Annotated in this window: 14 protein-coding genes and 1 pseudogene; 9 read left to right on the top strand and 6 right to left on the bottom strand. The window is 43.2% G+C overall.

The annotated features are described in order from the left end of the window. The first annotated feature begins 443 nt into the window (after nt 1-443). The 4 genes from tkt (at nt 444) to fbaA (ending at nt 6121) form a co-directional block, all read left to right on the top strand. On the top strand, nt 444-2438 hold the full coding sequence (tkt, locus tag Xish_RS03315) for a transketolase (RefSeq protein ID WP_099116701.1): 1995 nt from the start codon (nt 444-446) through the stop codon (nt 2436-2438). A 288-nt stretch (nt 2439-2726) separates the two neighbouring features. Then, nucleotides 2727-3746, top strand: coding sequence for an erythrose-4-phosphate dehydrogenase (epd, locus tag Xish_RS03310; RefSeq protein ID WP_099116700.1), 1020 nt, complete (start codon nt 2727-2729; stop codon nt 3744-3746). A gap of 74 nt (nt 3747-3820) precedes the next feature. Beyond that, nucleotides 3821-4987 carry a phosphoglycerate kinase gene (gene pgk, locus Xish_RS03305; RefSeq protein WP_099116699.1) on the top strand — a complete coding sequence of 389 codons (1167 nt, stop codon included), beginning with the start codon at nt 3821-3823 and terminating at the stop codon, nt 4985-4987. Between the two features lie 57 nt (nt 4988-5044). Further along, complete coding sequence (gene fbaA, locus Xish_RS03300; protein ID WP_099116698.1) at nt 5045-6121, top strand: class II fructose-bisphosphate aldolase; 1077 nt, start codon at nt 5045-5047, stop codon at nt 6119-6121. A 121-nt stretch (nt 6122-6242) separates the two neighbouring features. Here the strand turns inward: fbaA and dtpB are convergent, their stop codons facing one another. The 3 genes from dtpB to hpaB form a co-directional block, all read right to left on the bottom strand. After that, nucleotides 6243-7697 carry a dipeptide/tripeptide permease DtpB gene (gene dtpB / locus Xish_RS03295; RefSeq protein ID WP_099116697.1) on the bottom strand — a complete coding sequence of 485 codons (1455 nt, stop codon included), beginning with the start codon at nt 7695-7697 and terminating at the stop codon, nt 6243-6245. Between the two features lie 597 nt (nt 7698-8294). Next, the gene (gene hpaC, locus Xish_RS03290) at nt 8295-8813 is read right to left on the bottom strand and encodes a 4-hydroxyphenylacetate 3-monooxygenase, reductase component (RefSeq protein ID WP_099116696.1); all 519 of its coding nucleotides are present in this window, start codon (nt 8811-8813) and stop codon (nt 8295-8297) included. Between the two features lie 21 nt (nt 8814-8834). Then, nucleotides 8835-10397, bottom strand: coding sequence for a 4-hydroxyphenylacetate 3-monooxygenase, oxygenase component (gene hpaB / locus Xish_RS03285; RefSeq protein ID WP_099116695.1), 1563 nt, complete (start codon nt 10395-10397; stop codon nt 8835-8837). Between the two features lie 629 nt (nt 10398-11026). Here hpaB and mog point away from each other — a divergent pair. Then, the gene (mog, locus tag Xish_RS03280) at nt 11027-11602 is read left to right on the top strand and encodes a molybdopterin adenylyltransferase (protein WP_099116694.1); all 576 of its coding nucleotides are present in this window, start codon (nt 11027-11029) and stop codon (nt 11600-11602) included. A gap of 41 nt (nt 11603-11643) precedes the next feature. Here mog and Xish_RS03275 read toward each other — a convergent pair. Next, nucleotides 11644-11855: pseudogene (locus Xish_RS03275) on the bottom strand (6-phospho-beta-glucosidase); the annotation flags it as partial. Between the two features lie 16 nt (nt 11856-11871). After that, complete coding sequence (locus Xish_RS03270; protein WP_099116693.1) at nt 11872-12513, bottom strand: ArsR/SmtB family transcription factor; 642 nt, start codon at nt 12511-12513, stop codon at nt 11872-11874. 131 nt (nt 12514-12644) lie between these two features. Between Xish_RS03270 and Xish_RS03265 the strand changes: the two genes are divergently transcribed. Next, a complete protein-coding gene (locus tag Xish_RS03265) occupies nt 12645-13142 on the top strand; it encodes a DUF2938 domain-containing protein (RefSeq protein WP_099116692.1) in 498 nt (165 codons plus the stop codon). A 355-nt stretch (nt 13143-13497) separates the two neighbouring features. Here the strand turns inward: Xish_RS03265 and Xish_RS03260 are convergent, their stop codons facing one another. Beyond that, a complete protein-coding gene (locus Xish_RS03260; protein ID WP_099116691.1) occupies nt 13498-13965 on the bottom strand; it encodes a nuclear transport factor 2 family protein in 468 nt (155 codons plus the stop codon). Between the two features lie 96 nt (nt 13966-14061). Here Xish_RS03260 and Xish_RS03255 point away from each other — a divergent pair, with 96 nt between their 5' ends. From Xish_RS03255 to Xish_RS03245, 3 genes are all read left to right on the top strand, one after another. Then, nucleotides 14062-14625, top strand: coding sequence for a TetR/AcrR family transcriptional regulator (locus tag Xish_RS03255; protein WP_099116690.1), 564 nt, complete (start codon nt 14062-14064; stop codon nt 14623-14625). A gap of 138 nt (nt 14626-14763) precedes the next feature. Then, nucleotides 14764-15111, top strand: coding sequence for an SH3 domain-containing protein (locus Xish_RS03250; protein ID WP_099116689.1), 348 nt, complete (start codon nt 14764-14766; stop codon nt 15109-15111). Between the two features lie 112 nt (nt 15112-15223). Then, entirely contained in the window at nt 15224-16192 is a 969-nt protein-coding gene (locus Xish_RS03245; RefSeq protein ID WP_099116688.1) for a threo-3-hydroxy-L-aspartate ammonia-lyase, read from the top strand. Nucleotides 16193-16426: the final 234 nt, after the last annotated feature.

Here is a 16426-nt window from a genome sequence, read left to right as displayed (position 1 = left end):
TTCAAGGTGATATCACCAAAATTGCAGTTGATGCGATTGCTAATAAGACGAATACATCCCTATAGCAGTACCTATATCTAACGTTCTCTGAACCAGTAAAAATGTTTCGGGTTAGAGCATGTCATCATTTCTATATCATGCCCCTGTTCCGATAGAAAAACGCGTATTTTTAGCCTTGATTAACCTATTGTGTATCGTGTCTAATACGTGGTTTTCATTGCGCAAATCCTGTGAGGAAATGATTTCCTGCTTGCGCAAGATCACCTTTAGTTGTCTGAATCGCCCTGCGAAGGCATCAAAACAACGGGGTAAATCAAAGAATTATTGCCAAGGTGAAATTAAGATAGTTCTTCTTATCTGGCATTAATGATTGCGGTTTGTACGCTGCGCTGCGAAAATTAGTTCTTAGTTCACTAACGCTTTCATCCGACTTGGAGTAAAGAATGATCACTCGTAAAACCCTTGCTAATGCTATCCGCTTCTTGAGCATGGATGCTGTGCAGAAAGCAAAATCAGGGCATCCTGGCGCACCAATGGGAATGGCTGACATTGCCGAAGTGCTGTGGCGCGATTATTTGAACCATAACCCTTCTAACCCGGGTTGGGTTGATCGTGACCGTTTCGTATTATCCAATGGCCACGGCTCCATGCTGATTTATAGCCTTCTGCATCTGACGGGTTATGATGTTTCTATTGATGATTTGAAAAATTTCCGTCAACTGCACTCTAAAACACCAGGCCATCCAGAATATGGCTATACTCCAGGCGTAGAAACCACGACTGGCCCATTGGGGCAAGGTATCGCCAATGCAGTAGGTTTTGCGATTGCAGAACGTACACTAGCTGCGCAGTTTAACCGTCCAGACCATGATATCGTCGATCACTACACTTATGTGTTCATGGGTGACGGCTGTATGATGGAAGGGATCTCCCATGAAGTTTGCTCTTTAGCGGGTACACTGAAACTGGGCAAATTGATCGCATTCTATGATGACAACGGTATCTCTATTGATGGTGAGGTAGAAGGTTGGTTCACTGATGATACCGCAGCACGTTTTGAAGCTTATGGCTGGCATGTTATCCGTGGCGTAGATGGCCATGACTCTGACGCTATTGCGGCAGCCATCGAAGCAGCCCGCAAAGAAACAAACAAACCATCCCTGTTGATGTGCAAAACCATCATCGGTTTTGGCTCACCAAACAAAGCAGGCAAAGAAGAGTGTCATGGCTCCCCGCTGGGTGATGCTGAAATTGAAGCAACTCGTAAGGCACTGGGTTGGGAACATCCTTCGTTTGAAATTCCTCAGGACATTTACGCTGGCTGGAATGCTCAGGAAGCAGGCAAGGCCAAAGAAGCCACTTGGGAAGAAAAATTTACTGCATATGCGCAAGCTTATCCAGAACTGGCTGCGGAATTCAACCGTCGTACCAGCGGTGAGCTGCCAGCGAATTGGGAAACTGAATCCAAAGCATTCATTGAAAAACTGCAACAAAACCCAGCTTCCATTGCTAGCCGTAAGGCATCACAAAATGCCCTGGAAGCATTCGGTCAAGTTCTGCCAGAATTCATGGGTGGCTCTGCTGACTTAGCACCGAGTAACCTGACCATGTGGTCTGGCTCTAAGCCTTTGAACGAAGTTCAGGGCGGTAACTACATTCACTACGGTGTGCGTGAATTTGGTATGTCTGCCATCATGAACGGTATTGCATTGCATGGTGGTTTTGTGCCTTATGGCGCAACATTCCTGATGTTCGTTGAATATGCCCGTAACGCGGTACGCATGGCGGCACTGATGAAGGTGCGTAGTATCTTCGTTTATACCCACGATTCTATCGGCTTGGGTGAAGATGGCCCAACTCACCAGCCAGTTGAGCAGATTGCTAGCCTGCGTGTAACGCCAAATATGAGTACATGGCGTCCATGTGATCAGGTTGAATCTGCGGTTGCGTGGAAATATGCGATTGAGCGTAAAGATGGCCCAACTGCATTGATCTTCTCCCGTCAAAATCTGGCACAGCAGGATCGTAGTGCTGAGCAATTGGCGAATATCGAGAAAGGGGCTTACATCCTGAAGGATTGCGCAAGCCAGCCTGAATTGATCCTGATTGCAACCGGTTCCGAAGTGGAACTGGCAGTGAAAGCGGCTGAACAACTGACTGCTGAAGGGCGTCAAGTTCGCGTGGTTTCTATGCCATCTACCGATGCTTTCGATAAACAGGATGCTATATACCGTGAAGCGGTATTGCCAGCGGCAGTTTCTGCCCGTGTTGCTATCGAAGCGGGTATTTCTGATTACTGGTTCAAATATGTCGGTATCAATGGTGCTATCGTCGGTATGAACACTTTCGGTGAATCTGCACCTGCTGATGTTCTGTTTAAAGAGTTTGGTTTCACTGTTGAAAATGTAGTAGCCAAGGCAATAGCTTTGCTGAAATAATCGCCAAACAATCCTATTAAGCGCATTCGCATCAATTTTAGGGCGAATGCGCTCTTTTTTTGTTCAATTTTTCCTTCATAATGTGACGAATGGCGCTTGCCATCACTCTTTTTTTCTCGTAATCTGCTTTCACGGTTGCTGAACCGTTTCAGTTAAGTGCATAAATGAGATAATAAAATGTCTTGTCTGTCACAATCTGGTTAATTTTGTGATGAATTATCAGTACAAGTAGATATTGCTCAGTTATCCTAAGCGGTTGCGTAACTACGGAGAAATTCAGGGAGTAACATGACTATCAGGGTAGCGATTAATGGTTTTGGAAGAATAGGGCGCAGCGTCTTGCGTGCTCTTTACGAATCCGGGCGTCAAGCTGAAATTTCAGTGATCGCTATCAATGAGTTGGCAAATGCACAAGGCATTGCTCACTTGTTGAAATACGATTCCAGTCATGGACGTTTTGCATGGGATGTACGCCTGAATAATGATTTATTGCAAATAGGAGACGATAGCATCCGGCTGTTTCATCAACCGAATATCTCGGCTCTGCCGTGGAAAGAGTTGGGCATTGATATTGTTCTTGATTGCACAGGTAAGTATGGTGAACGGGCAGACGGAGAGTCTCATATCGCCAGCGGAGCCAAAAAAGTCCTATTTGCGCATCCGGGAGGAAATAATCTGGATGCAACCGTAGTATATGGTGTTAATCACCATTCATTGGTTACCGAAGATCGTATTGTTTCTAATGCATCCTGTACAACAAACTGCATCATTCCAATCATTAAAGTGTTGGACGATGCGTTCAATATTGAATCTGGTACGGTGACAACCATTCACGCATCGATGAATGATCAACCCGTGATTGATGCTTATCACAGTGATTTACGGCGGACGCGAGCGGCCAGTCAATCTATCATTCCTGTTGATACAAAACTGGCTGCGGGGATCACACGTATTTTCCCTAAATTCAGTGATCGGTTTGAGGCGATTTCTGTTCGAGTACCGACTATCAATGTGACAGCCATTGACTTGAGCGTAACAGTCCACGCAGCAGTGAATGTTGAAGAAGTGAACCAGCTCCTGCAAAAATCAGCGGCCAGAGAGTTTCATGGTATAGTGGATTATACTAGTTTGCCGTTGGTTTCAACGGATTTTAACCACGATCCCCACAGTGCTATTGTGGATGGCACACAAACGAGGGTTAGCGGGAAGCACCTGATTAAAACCCTTGTGTGGTGTGACAATGAGTGGGGCTTTGCCAATCGCATGATTGATACGACACTGGCAATGGCCGCAACCGGTTTCAAATAATCATTTGTTGTGTCACAAACGGCACACAGCAGAAGATTGAGTAATTTTATAAAGAATCAATGAGAGGATTCACCATGTCTGTAATTAATATGACTGATTTAGATCTGGCGGGTAAACGCGTATTGATCCGTGCTGATCTGAATGTGCCTGTAAAAGATGGCAAAGTTACCTCAGATGCACGAATTCGGGCGTCTTTGCCGACAATTGAGGCTGCGTTGAATCAGGGAGCCAAAGTCATGGTTACTTCTCACCTGGGACGCCCGACTGAGGGAGAATACAACGAAGAGTTCTCACTGCAACCTGTCGTTGATTATTTGAAAGAAGCACTTTCTTCTCCTGTTCGTCTGGAAAAAACCTATCTGGATGGTGTTGAAGTGGCAGAAGGCGAATTAGTTGTTCTGGAAAACGTTCGCTTCAACAAAGGTGAGAAAAAAGACGATGAAACGTTATCAAAACAGTATGCTGCACTGTGTGATGTGTATGTAATGGATGCTTTTGGTACTGCCCATCGTGCGCAAGCGTCAACTCATGGCGTTGCTAAGTTTGCCCCTATTGCTTGTGCTGGTCCACTGCTATCTGGTGAACTGGAGGCTTTGGGTAAAGCACTACACAATCCTGCCCGTCCAATGGTGGCGATCGTGGGTGGCTCTAAGGTTTCAACCAAACTGACCGTTCTTGATTCGTTGTCCAAAATTGCCGATCAACTGATTGTCGGTGGTGGAATTGCTAATACATTTGTTGCCGCAGAAGGGCACAATGTTGGTCGTTCGCTGTACGAAGATGATTTGATCGCAGAAGCGAAAAAACTGATGGAAAGCTGTGACATCCCAGTTCCTACCGATGTTCGTGTTGCAACGGAATTCTCTGAGACTGCGGAAGCAACGCTGAAATCTACCAGCGAAATTAAAGATGAAGAGCAGATCCTTGACTTGGGTGATGCTTCTGCTGAACGTCTGGCTGAAATCCTGAAAAGCGCCAAGACCATTTTGTGGAATGGTCCCGTAGGTGTTTTTGAATTCCCTAACTTCCGCAAAGGAACCGAAATTATTGCTCGTGCAATTGCTGAGAGTGATGCTTTCTCTATCGCTGGAGGAGGGGATACGTTGGCAGCAATCGATCTGTTCGAAATTGCTGACAAGATCTCTTACATCTCTACCGGTGGTGGCGCTTTCCTTGAATTCGTTGAAGGCAAAAAACTGCCAGCCGTTGTGATGCTGGAAGAACGTGCTAAAAGTAATTAAGTTGTAATAACGGGCAGCATTGGCTGCCTGTTCAATGTCAATACAGGACCACGTAACATGTCTAAAATTTTTGATTTCGTAAAACCGGGTGTCATCACTGGTGATGATGTTCAAAAAGTCTTTGCCGTCGCTAAAGAAAACAATTTCGCGTTACCAGCGGTTAACTGCGTCGGTACTGATTCCATCAACGCAGTGTTGGAAACGGCGGCAAAAGTACGTGCTCCGGTCATTATCCAGTTTTCTAACGGCGGTGCTTCTTTCATTGCCGGTAAAGGTATGAAAGCAGAAGGTCAGCAAGCAGCGATTATCGGTGCAATTTCTGGTGCTCACCATGTTCACCAGATGGCAGAGCATTATGGCGTGCCTGTTATCCTGCATACCGACCATTGTGCACGTAAACTACTGCCATGGATCGACGGCTTGCTGGAAGCGGGTGAGAAACACTACGCGCAAACGGGCAAACCTCTGTTCTCCTCTCACATGATCGACCTGTCAGAAGAATCTCTGGAAGAAAATATCGAGATTTGCAGCCAATATCTGGCACGTATGGCGAAAATCGACATGACACTGGAAATCGAACTGGGTTGTACTGGTGGTGAAGAAGATGGTGTTGATAATTCCCATCTGGACAGCTCTTCCCTGTACACACAGCCAGAAGATGTGGCTTATGCGTATGAGAAACTGAACGCTATCAGCCCGCGTTTCACCATCGCGGCTTCTTTCGGTAACGTTCATGGTGTATATAAACCAGGCAACGTTAAACTGACGCCAAAAATTCTGCGCAATTCACAGGACTACGTTTCTGAAAAATTCAACCTGCCACACAACAGTCTGGATTTTGTCTTCCACGGTGGTTCTGGCTCTACTGCAGAAGAGATTCAGGAAGCAGTGAGTTACGGGGTCGTGAAAATGAATATCGATACCGATACTCAATGGGCAACCTGGGAGGGTATCCTGAATTACTACAAAAAGAACGAAGGCTACCTGCAAGGCCAGTTAGGTAACCCTGAAGGGGCAGATAAGCCTAACAAGAAGTTCTACGATCCACGTGTTTGGCTGCGTGCTGCTCAGGCTTCCATGGTTGTTCGTCTGGAACAGGCTTTTAAAGAGCTGAACGCAGTTGATGTACTGTAAGAAATTATCATTCAGATAGTGTAAAAGCTGGCTAAATTCTTTGTGAATTAGCCAGCTTTTCCGCTCGTTATTTGACTTATCAACGAGCGGAAAATTGTTCAATTCATAAGTGCCAGATAAATTACGCTTTCATAATCTTATTCAGCCACGGCACCATAAAGGCCATAATCACGGCAACAATCAAAGTGGCAATCCCGATCTTACTAAATACGCTGGTATAAAGTGGCAGGGTTTGCAGTGGGTCAGTCACACCTTCTGGTGCGGCTGTAAAGGTTGCGACATAACTACCCAACACTGATGCGGCGGCTTGTGACAAGAACCACATACCCAGAATAAAACCCGTCAGATAGCTGGGAACAAACGTTGCTACCATTGCCAGTCCCAATGCACTGATCATTAACTCTCCGATGCTCTGGAACAGGTACACCAGCACGATAAACCACGGAGAGGTAATACCATGCCCATCAGCAAAGAAACCAGAAGCTGCTGCCGTCAGGAATCCCAGAGAACACAAGAACATGCCGCAGGTGAATTTTGTTGGCATGGAAAAATCTTTACCCTTATTACCTAGCTTAGTGTAAACCACGGCCAGGATAGGGCTGACGACGATGATCCAGAATGGGTTCAGTGCCTGAAAACTGATGGGATTGATATTAAAACCCAGAATCTGGTGATGAACATTGTTGATGGCGAAAAAATTGAGGGAAGTAGGCATCTGGTTATACAGGATAAAGAATACGATAGCCTGAAGCATCAGAATAAAGGCCACAAGCATTTTATTGCGGCCAACTCTGTCCTGTTTGAATGCCTGCCAGAAGAAAATCACCACAACGATGGTTGAGATCGCCATAAGGGCAATATTGGCAATTTTGATGTTACGCAATAACCATGCACAAATGCCAATCATTGCAACTGTACCGATTAAGACCAAAAACAAGGTGATATAGCGCAAAGGAGCATGGTCTGGCTCTGAACCGATGTTATGTATCATACGGCGGCAGGCGATATAAACCAGCAGGGCAATAATCAGGCCGATACCGCAGATATTATAGGTGATGGCATAACCATATTTCTCGGCAATGACGGGGGCAAGAGAAAGGGAAACCAGAGAGCCAAGGTTGATGGACATATAAAATAGCGTAAATGCACCATCCAAACGCGGGTCTTGCGGCTGGTAACATTTTGCCAGCAGACTGGCGGGGTTAGCTTTGAAAAGGCCATTACCAACAGCAACGGTTCCCAAAGCATAAAAAATCAGCTCAGGATTGATAATGGAAAGGCCAATCATGAAGTAACCTATCGCCAGTATGATAGCACCCAAAACAATGGTTCTTTTTGTCCCCAGCAAATGATCACCAACATAACCACCGATGGAAATCAGCCCGTAGACCAGCGCCGTAAATGCGCCAAAAGTAATAAATGATTGTGTTTCTGAAAAACCAAGTTGCTGAACGAAGTAAACAGCCAGAATACCTTGAACGCCGTAGTAGCCAAATCGTTCCCATAGTTCTACAAAAAATATCATAAAGAAAGGTTTGGGTTGATCCCATAAACCGACTGGAGCGGTTTTACTCATAGTGAATGCCTCTGTTAGCTATCATTAGATGAGCAATACATTTAGATAGAAATATATTCAGATAATTTCGCTGTTGTTAACATATTTTTAGCTTAATGTATCGCGTTGGTTGTGATTTTGTTTATTTACTCAAGGTGACCGTGAAGCGGGGAGGTTAATATACTGGTATGGTATCTTCTCAACGATGGATCACACTAACTAAAAAAAGTAATACCAGATCTGACAGAATATTCACTAAATTAATATCAAAAATTATTAATAAGCCGGTTTTGTGCTCGCAAATAAATCAATTCGATTATCATTTAACCTCCCCTGTTTGTTATTTATTGAAAATAGGTAGATGAAGTAAAAATGAGGGTAAATAGAATTACTGATGATTATATATTAATTTTTTATTATGTATTTTGTTGTCTATTTCGATTTTTGAAATGAGATTGAGCATTTTTAAATTGAAATTTTCGTCTGATATTCAGTGCTAAAGCTATTAAATAGCAATTAAAAAGATATCGCTAAGAATTTAGAGATAAAGGCTCTTTGTTAAAGAACCTTCATATTAGGAGGCTGTGTTTGTAATGTTATTGTTTTTGATGCGTTTTTTTAAACAACGGTAGCTATGCTTTTATCCATCACTGGATGAAAATCGCGCTTAAAGTAAATAAGCCCATGACCTTCTTCACGAACAATAATCTGTTTTATTTCTACTAGATATACATAGTGAGTGCCGACTTCCTGCACTTGCTTGATACATCCTTCTAAATTGGCGAGTGTCCCTTGCAACAAGGGTTGCCCCAGTATGCCAGTTTTCCAGATATCCCATTTAAAGCGCTCTTCCATGCTGACACCCGTAATACCAGCGAAATGGCGCGCCATCAATTCCTGTTCATGATTCAGGATATTGACACACAGATGGCCATTTTCCTGAAATACCGGATTCATGGTGCTATTGCGATTAATACATACCATCAGAGTCGGAGGCGTATCTGTCACAGAGCACACCGCCGTTGCAGTCATACCACAGCGCCCCGCAGAACCATCCGTGGTGATGATATTCACCGCAGCAGAAAGGCTTGCCATCGCATCCCTGAAACGCAAGCGGTGTTTATTTTCTACAGACATAATAGGCCTCCCGCTACTGAATTATTTCAGCAGCTTATCTAACAGGTTAATATCACAGTTATTATGTAAGTGGGGGCTGGTCCAGCCATTCACATCATAGTCAGAAAGACAGCGATCCACCAATTCTGTCATTTTCTTCATATTGCCGGAGCCATAGGCGTGACGCAGACATTGCAGGCGAATTTCGTCCTGACTACCGGCATAATTGATTTCGTATAATTCATGGCGACCGCCGAACTCACTGCCAATGGCATCCCACATTAATTTCAAAATCTTGATCCGTTCCACATGGTCAATACCATTAGATCCACGGACATACTTTTCAAGATACTTATTGATCTCAGGATTATTCATGTCACGTACACTGGATGGCAGATAAATCAAGCCGCTGGTGACATTGCTTTCAATAATATTCTTGATTTTTGTGTAAGCCATGGGAGCCATCACGCGATAAGTCTGAATCGCCTGAGTATCGGGCAGATAAGCACCATTTTCCCACGGCTTGGCTTCTGCCCACATCGCATCTGTCAGTGACCAGAACAGATTGCGCCATGCAACGACCTCTCCCAAATCGGCCTGAACACCGCGGAACTCCACCACGCCAGTGCATTCAAGGCTTTTTTGCAACAGTGCCGTAATGAAATCCAGCTTAACGGCAAGGCGTACACAGGCTTGCATGGGGAATAGCCGCGCAAAACCACTTTGCACCGCCCAATTACGGGCTCGATCAAAATCGCGATAAATTAACACGTTTTCCCACGGAATTAATACCTTATCCATCACCAGAATGGCGTCATTTTCATCAAACCGACTGGAAAGGGGGTAATCAAAAGGTGAGCCAGTAGCACCAGCTACCAATTCATAAGAAGCGCGGGAAATTAATTTCACACCATCAGCATCCATTGGTGCAACAAACATAAGGGCAAAATCAGGATTATCCCCGATAACCTGTGCAGAGCCAAAACCAATGAAATTATAGTGAGTCAGGGCTGAATTGGTGGCGACGACTTTAGCTCCACTGACAATAATTCCGGCATCTGTCTCTTTTTCTATCTTGATAAAAACATCTTTGACCTGATCGGCTGGCTTATGGCGATCAATCGGTGGATTAACAATTGCATGGTTGAAATAGATGCAGCTTTCCTGAATGCGCTTATACCAGATGCGAGCATTGTCAGCGAATTGCCCATAATATTCAGGATAAGCCCCCAATGAGCAGCAGAATGCAGCTTTATAATCGGGTGAGCGTCCCATCCAACCGTAGGTCAGGCGTGACCATTCGGCAATGGCATCACGCTGCTGGCGGATATCATCGGCGCTGGTGGCGAAACGGAAGAATTTATGTGTGTAGCCACCACTTCCAGTATCGGTATCCCAACAGAGTACATCGCGGGTTTCTGGGGCATGAAGGGCATCATACAGTTGACCAATTGAAGCAGCCGCATTGCGGAAAGCCGGATGTGTTGTGACATCTTTAACCCGTTCACCATAGATGTAAATTTCGCGGCTATCCTGAAGTGAACTCAGATATTCTTTACTGGTTAATGGGCGTTTATGATCAGTACGCAAATTTTCTAGTCTCATAGCAACCTCATACTCCAAGAAGTTCCCTTATTTGGGTTTGTTATCCACATGGGGAACAGGTGTTAATTTTATGTTTCTTTCATTGTTTGATTGAAGCGACTAAACGGCTCCTCTTGAAGAGACTTTCGGAGGATTTGCTGGTACTTTTCGATAAAAGATGACAATTTGTTGCGTAAATGTGATCGGCTTTGTGTTTTAGTAATAATTATTTTTCTGTGTCAGGGAGAAGGGGGAGGAAGAGCATTTTCATACATAACGGTAGTATAAAATTAATCCTCCTCTAAATGGGATCTTGCTGTCATAAAGGGCGATTGGATAGACCTGGCTGTCCCATGGGTCACACACCACTCAATTTCCCAGACGAGACTCTATAGTGGCAGCGTTAGAAAGCAGAATATATTTTCTGTAAAAGGAAACAGAGGGTATAACATTAACAAGTTGCCGGAGCCTTTCCAGGATAGATTCTCTTGTATAGGTGACATATAGGTGGATAGTAGAAATATTATTACACTGCAACGAAGTTGGGGGCATGTTACCATCGACTCAGCTATAACTTATATTCAATAAATTTCAAGTTGCAGCCAACAAATTTTATTATTTACCTATTCTTATAATTAATTGAGGTTTGCATGAATGTATTGCGCATTGGCCTGGTGTCTGTTTCTGATCGTGCTTCAAATGGCGTTTATCAGGATAAAGGGCTGCCCGCACTGGAAACATGGTTGAAAAAAGCGATTACCACACCTTTTAACGTAGAAACCCGTCTGATCCCTGATGAGCAAATCCTGATTGAACAAACATTGTGTGAATTGGTTGATGAATTGGGATGCCATCTGGTACTAACTACTGGGGGAACAGGACCAGCACGTCGCGATGTAACACCGGATGCAACGCTGGCAATTGCTGATCGTGAAATGCCAGGATTTGGGGAACAAATGCGCCAAATCAGCCTTCAATTTGTACCAACAGCCATTCTGTCACGACAAGTTGGTGTGATCCGCAATCAAGCGCTGATTCTAAACCTTCCCGGACAACCGAAAGCCATCGCCGAAACATTAGAAGGATTAAAAGGCGAAAATGGCAAAGTGTTGGTAGCGGGAATTTTCGCCAGTGTTCCTTACTGTATCCAATTGCTGGATGGCCCTTATGTGGAAACGGATGAACGCATTGTAGCCGCATTCAGGCCAAAAAGTGCACGTCGTTAAAAGCCCATATGCTGCTTGTTACTATTAATAATTGAAGGACATAATGGATACATCAAACCACCAAGCAACATATTACCAATCTGGGCATCAGGAATAATTTCCTGGCACTGGCAACCAATTGATGGTGAATAGCCTGATAGATGTCTGATTGAGAGCTGTTTCTCGGCAATCCGACACCTGTCAGCCATAACTTCACCTTACTTTGGTAGCGGGTAAATACTGCGCGCGCATAGTGTTCAAAAAATGTGATTGTGATCGCCAGTTATTTATTAAGACTTTGTCTCGATTCGCATCCCAGCCTCTTTCCAACCTGAAAATCCTTTTTTAAACCGACGGGCTTGGATTCCTTTAGCATGAAGCAATTCAAGGGCATTGGCAGAAAGTACGCAGTAAGGGCCACGACAATAGGCGATCAATTCCTTATTAGATGCCAGTTCATCCAGCCTGTTCTCCAGCTCATCGACAGGAATATTAATGGCATCGGGTAAATGCCCCTGCTCAAACTCCTCTTTTGGTCTGACATCGAGTAAAGTCATACTCTTAGCTTTGAGCCTCTCCAGCAGTTCTTCCCACGAAACGGCTTCCTGATTACTCGAATCATCGATCAATCTACGCATTTCTTTGCGGTTAAATTCGGCATATTGCTGGAGTGCAGCGATAACCGCTATGACAGGCCCTTCACTCCGACGATAAAACACATGCTTGCCTGATTTACGGGACTGGAGCAAGCCCGCCCGTTTGAGATGCTGGAGATGCTGGGAAGTATTGGCAATCGACAGGCCGGAAAGCTCCGACAAATTTTCCACCGATTGTTCAGTATCTATCAGACACTCAAGCAATATCAGCCGATGGGAATTTCCCAACACTTTAGCAATTTCCGCAATCTCAACAAGAATTTCTTTATCAAACATTGACTTTCTACTTCCAGCATTATTATATTCAATAATTTAATTGATTATCATGGTATCAAAGTTTTTCAGGCATTTCGAGTACTCACTGATTGACCATTAATAGATAGCCACAATTCGGAGGATCGCAACAGATGAATGAAGGATTGGAGTTTATTGTTTATTCTGTACTAATTGGTGCTGGTGCAACGGTTGTTATGGATCTTTGGGCGGTTTTCATAAAATGGTGTTTCGGCATTCCCTCGCTGAACTATAGCATGGTAGGGCGCTGGATTGGGCATATTCCCAGAGGGAAATTTATCCATACAACCATTCTACAAGCTGAGCCAGTGAAAGGTGAAACCGGAATTGGTTGGTTTGCCCACTATTTGATTGGGATCATTTTTGCGGGCGTACTATTACTCATTTATGGAGTAGATTGGGCAAAAAACCCCACTTTTCTGCCGGCTTTAATTATCGGCATTGTTACTGTAGTTGCTCCTTTCTTCATTATGCAACCAGGTATGGGAATGGGGATTGCTGCATCTAAAACACCCGCCCCTAATACAGCCAGGTTAAGAAGCCTGATGGCACACACTTCTTATGGTGTTGGCCTGTATTTAGCTGCTCTATTTTTTAGTTATTTGTTGTAACAGTATCGAAATCAGGTAAAGCTTAATCCATCGGGAGAATTGCTTAATGGAACGTTTTTGAGGACATACCAGTCATAAACTTCTCACTTTAATCCCCGATAAGGCCGGAAATTTACGAGAATCCCGGCCTATTTTCCGGCATTGTTGTCTAGGGTCTGTGGACGTTTTGTAAAGGAAATTTGAACGGCATGATAATCTGCTATCCTTGTTTTCGCCAAAAAATGGTTAGAATAAATGATGAACACAAAACGTCAACAACCCCTAATCAACAAAGGAAAACAATATAAAGGTTAATAATTAAATAATATTTGCGTGATAAATATTCAATTAAGATTTCTCTCAGAGGATGTGTAGTTCATAAACCATATTCACTTAACCCTTTATGTTCATCAGGGCGACGTCCCAATGGCCAGTAAAAAAGCCTTTCCGTTTCCTTGATTGGCATATCATTGATACATGCGAAACGGCGTGTCATTAAACCCTGTCTATTAAACTCCCAATTTTCATTGCCGAAACTACGGAACCAATTATCTGAGTCATCATGCCATTCATAGGCAAAACGTACAGCAATGTGATTTGTATCAAATGCCCATAACTCTTTGATAAGACGGTAATCAATCTCTCTATTCCATTTGCGTGTCAAAAAATTGACGACGGCTTCACGCCCTGCCACAAACTCAGTTCGGTTACGCCACAAAGTATCTTTTGTATACACTAGAGAAACCTTTTCTGGATTCCGTGTGTTCCAGGCGTCTTCTGCCAAACGGACTTTCAGTTCAGCAGTTTCAAATGTAAATGGAGGTACAGGTTGTCTGATTTCCATAATGTCTCCTTATTGCATGTAGACAGATCTGTTTGCACAAAGTAAATTAAGCAGACAGGTCTGTCTACATAAATAATTATTGCATAAAGAGGATTCATGAATAAAAAAGCATCCAAGGCTCGTGAGCGCATATTAAAAACAGCCCATATGCTGTTTTATCGTGATGGTATACGAGCTACAGGTATTGACCGCATCATTAAAGAATCTGAGGTAGCGAAAGTAACGTTCTACCGTCACTTTCCATCCAAAAATGATCTGATACTAGCTTTTCTTGATTATCGCCATGAACAGTGGATTCAGTGGTTTAAAGAATCTCTTCAAGCCAACATAAACCGTTATAACTCACCGATTGAAGCTCTGACAGAAACGTTAGCTGAGTGGTTCAACTCTAATGAATTCAGAGGCTGTGCATTCATCAATACGGTCATCGAGATAGGAAAGGAGCAACCACAGGTTATTCCCCTCATTCAAGAGCATAAAAAGCAGATGGAACAGGTAATTGCATCTTCTCTACCCTCAGAACTTAACGGTAAACGTCTGGCGTCGAAATTTGCTTTACTTATCGAAGGTGCCATCATTATGATGCAACGCACTGGATACAGTGATGAAGTCTTATTACTGTTGCGGGAGTGTCTGTCAGATATTGCTATGTCTGAATGATTACAAATCAGTATTACAACAATATTGGTAGTGTAATCATCGAAGAATGTCTACATTATTTTATTAGAAAAATTCACTACCAATAAAGAAATCAGATCGAATCTTCCGATCATAATTACTCAATGAGGAGTAAAAATAATGAAGAAAGGTACTGTAATTCACGATTATGTTAGTGCTTATCCAAATCCTATCAAATTACAAGCTGGAGATATTGTTTCGATCAGCCATAGCGATATTGAGTATCCTTACTGGATTTGGACGACAAACTCTTTAAATATCAGTGGCTGGGTTCCTCAACAAATTCTGGATCTCATTTATCCTGATAAAGCAATCTGTAAGGAAAATTACACGGCTCACGAGTTAACAGTGAAAGCGGGAGAATATCTGTCTCTGGATCGAGTATTAAATGGTTGGTATTGGGCATATAAAGAATCAGGGGATGCAGGCTGGATACCTCTGGAATATATAAATTCTAATATGCCATAATGATACAGTCATCCCAATATTAGCCACAATATTGGTATTATACTGCCTCCTTATTATCAAGGTATTCATTAAGTTTAATGAGATATGTTACTGCACGAAGGAGGCTAAAGTAATGAAGTTTATTCCCGATTATCATCATATCCATGAAGCCCACTCTCGTATTAAGCCCTATATCAATAAAACGCCTGTATTCACATCAACAACGGTCAATAAACTCTTTGACGCTCAAGTCTATTTCAAGTGTGAAAACTACCAAAAAATGGGCGCATTTAAATTCCGCGGAGCCATGAATGCCCTATGCCAGTTTAGTGATGAGCAGAGAAAAGCAGGCGTTATTGCTTTTTCATCAGGCAATCATGCACAAGCCATTGCGCTAGCAGCGAAATTACTGAATATGTCCGCCACCATTGTCATGCCACACGATGCTCCCCAGGCTAAGATAACAGCAACAAAAGGTTATGGTGGTAAAGTCGTTTTCTATGATAGATATACTGAAGATCGCGAAGAAATCGGCCGACAACTGGCAGAAAAACACGGCATGACACTCATCCCACCTTTCAATCATCCACATATTATCGCTGGTCAAGGCACTGTGGCCAAGGAGCTGTTTGAAGAAATCGGTGAGTTGGACGCCCTGTTTATTCCCCTCGGTGGTGGTGGTTTATTGTCCGGCTCTGCTCTTGTCGCTGCTCACTTATCCCCGACGTGTCAGGTTTTTGGTGTTGAGCCGGCAGCCGGTAATGATGGTCAGCAATCTTTTAAAAAAGGAGAAATAGTTCATATTGATACCCCAAAAACAATTGCAGATGGTGCTCAAACACAGCACTTGGGGCAACATACTTTTGCCATCATTCGTCACCTCGTTAAAGACATTCTTACTGCATCAGACGATCAATTAATCGACGCCATGTTCCTTTTGGCAGAACGAATGAAGATGATTGTCGAGCCTACCGGTTGTTTGGGGTTTGCTGCTGCAATGGCAATACGGGAACAGTTAAAAGGGCAACGTATCGGCATTATTTTAAGTGGGGGAAATATCGATATAAAAAAATATGCAAATTTATTGGCAAATAAAAACTGATTAATGTCTCTTACTTATCAATTAGTACCTGATAATAATAGGAAAAACAGAGAGCTTGCCATTATAATAATGACAGCTCTGAATAAAACAATTTCAATATATATGTTTAAGTTTTTTCTTTGCGAAATGCAAGATGACGAATATATCACACTGATAATACAAAATAAAAATTCATTGGATTCATATTAATTCTCCAATCCAATTAACAATATTGAACGACTGAACCTTTCATTT

The sequence above is a fragment of the Xenorhabdus ishibashii genome (assembly GCF_002632755.1).
Lineage (GTDB): Bacteria > Pseudomonadota > Gammaproteobacteria > Enterobacterales > Enterobacteriaceae > Xenorhabdus > Xenorhabdus ishibashii.
The sequence above is the reverse complement of the archived record's forward strand: the minus strand, read 5'-3'. Positions and strand labels throughout refer to the sequence as shown.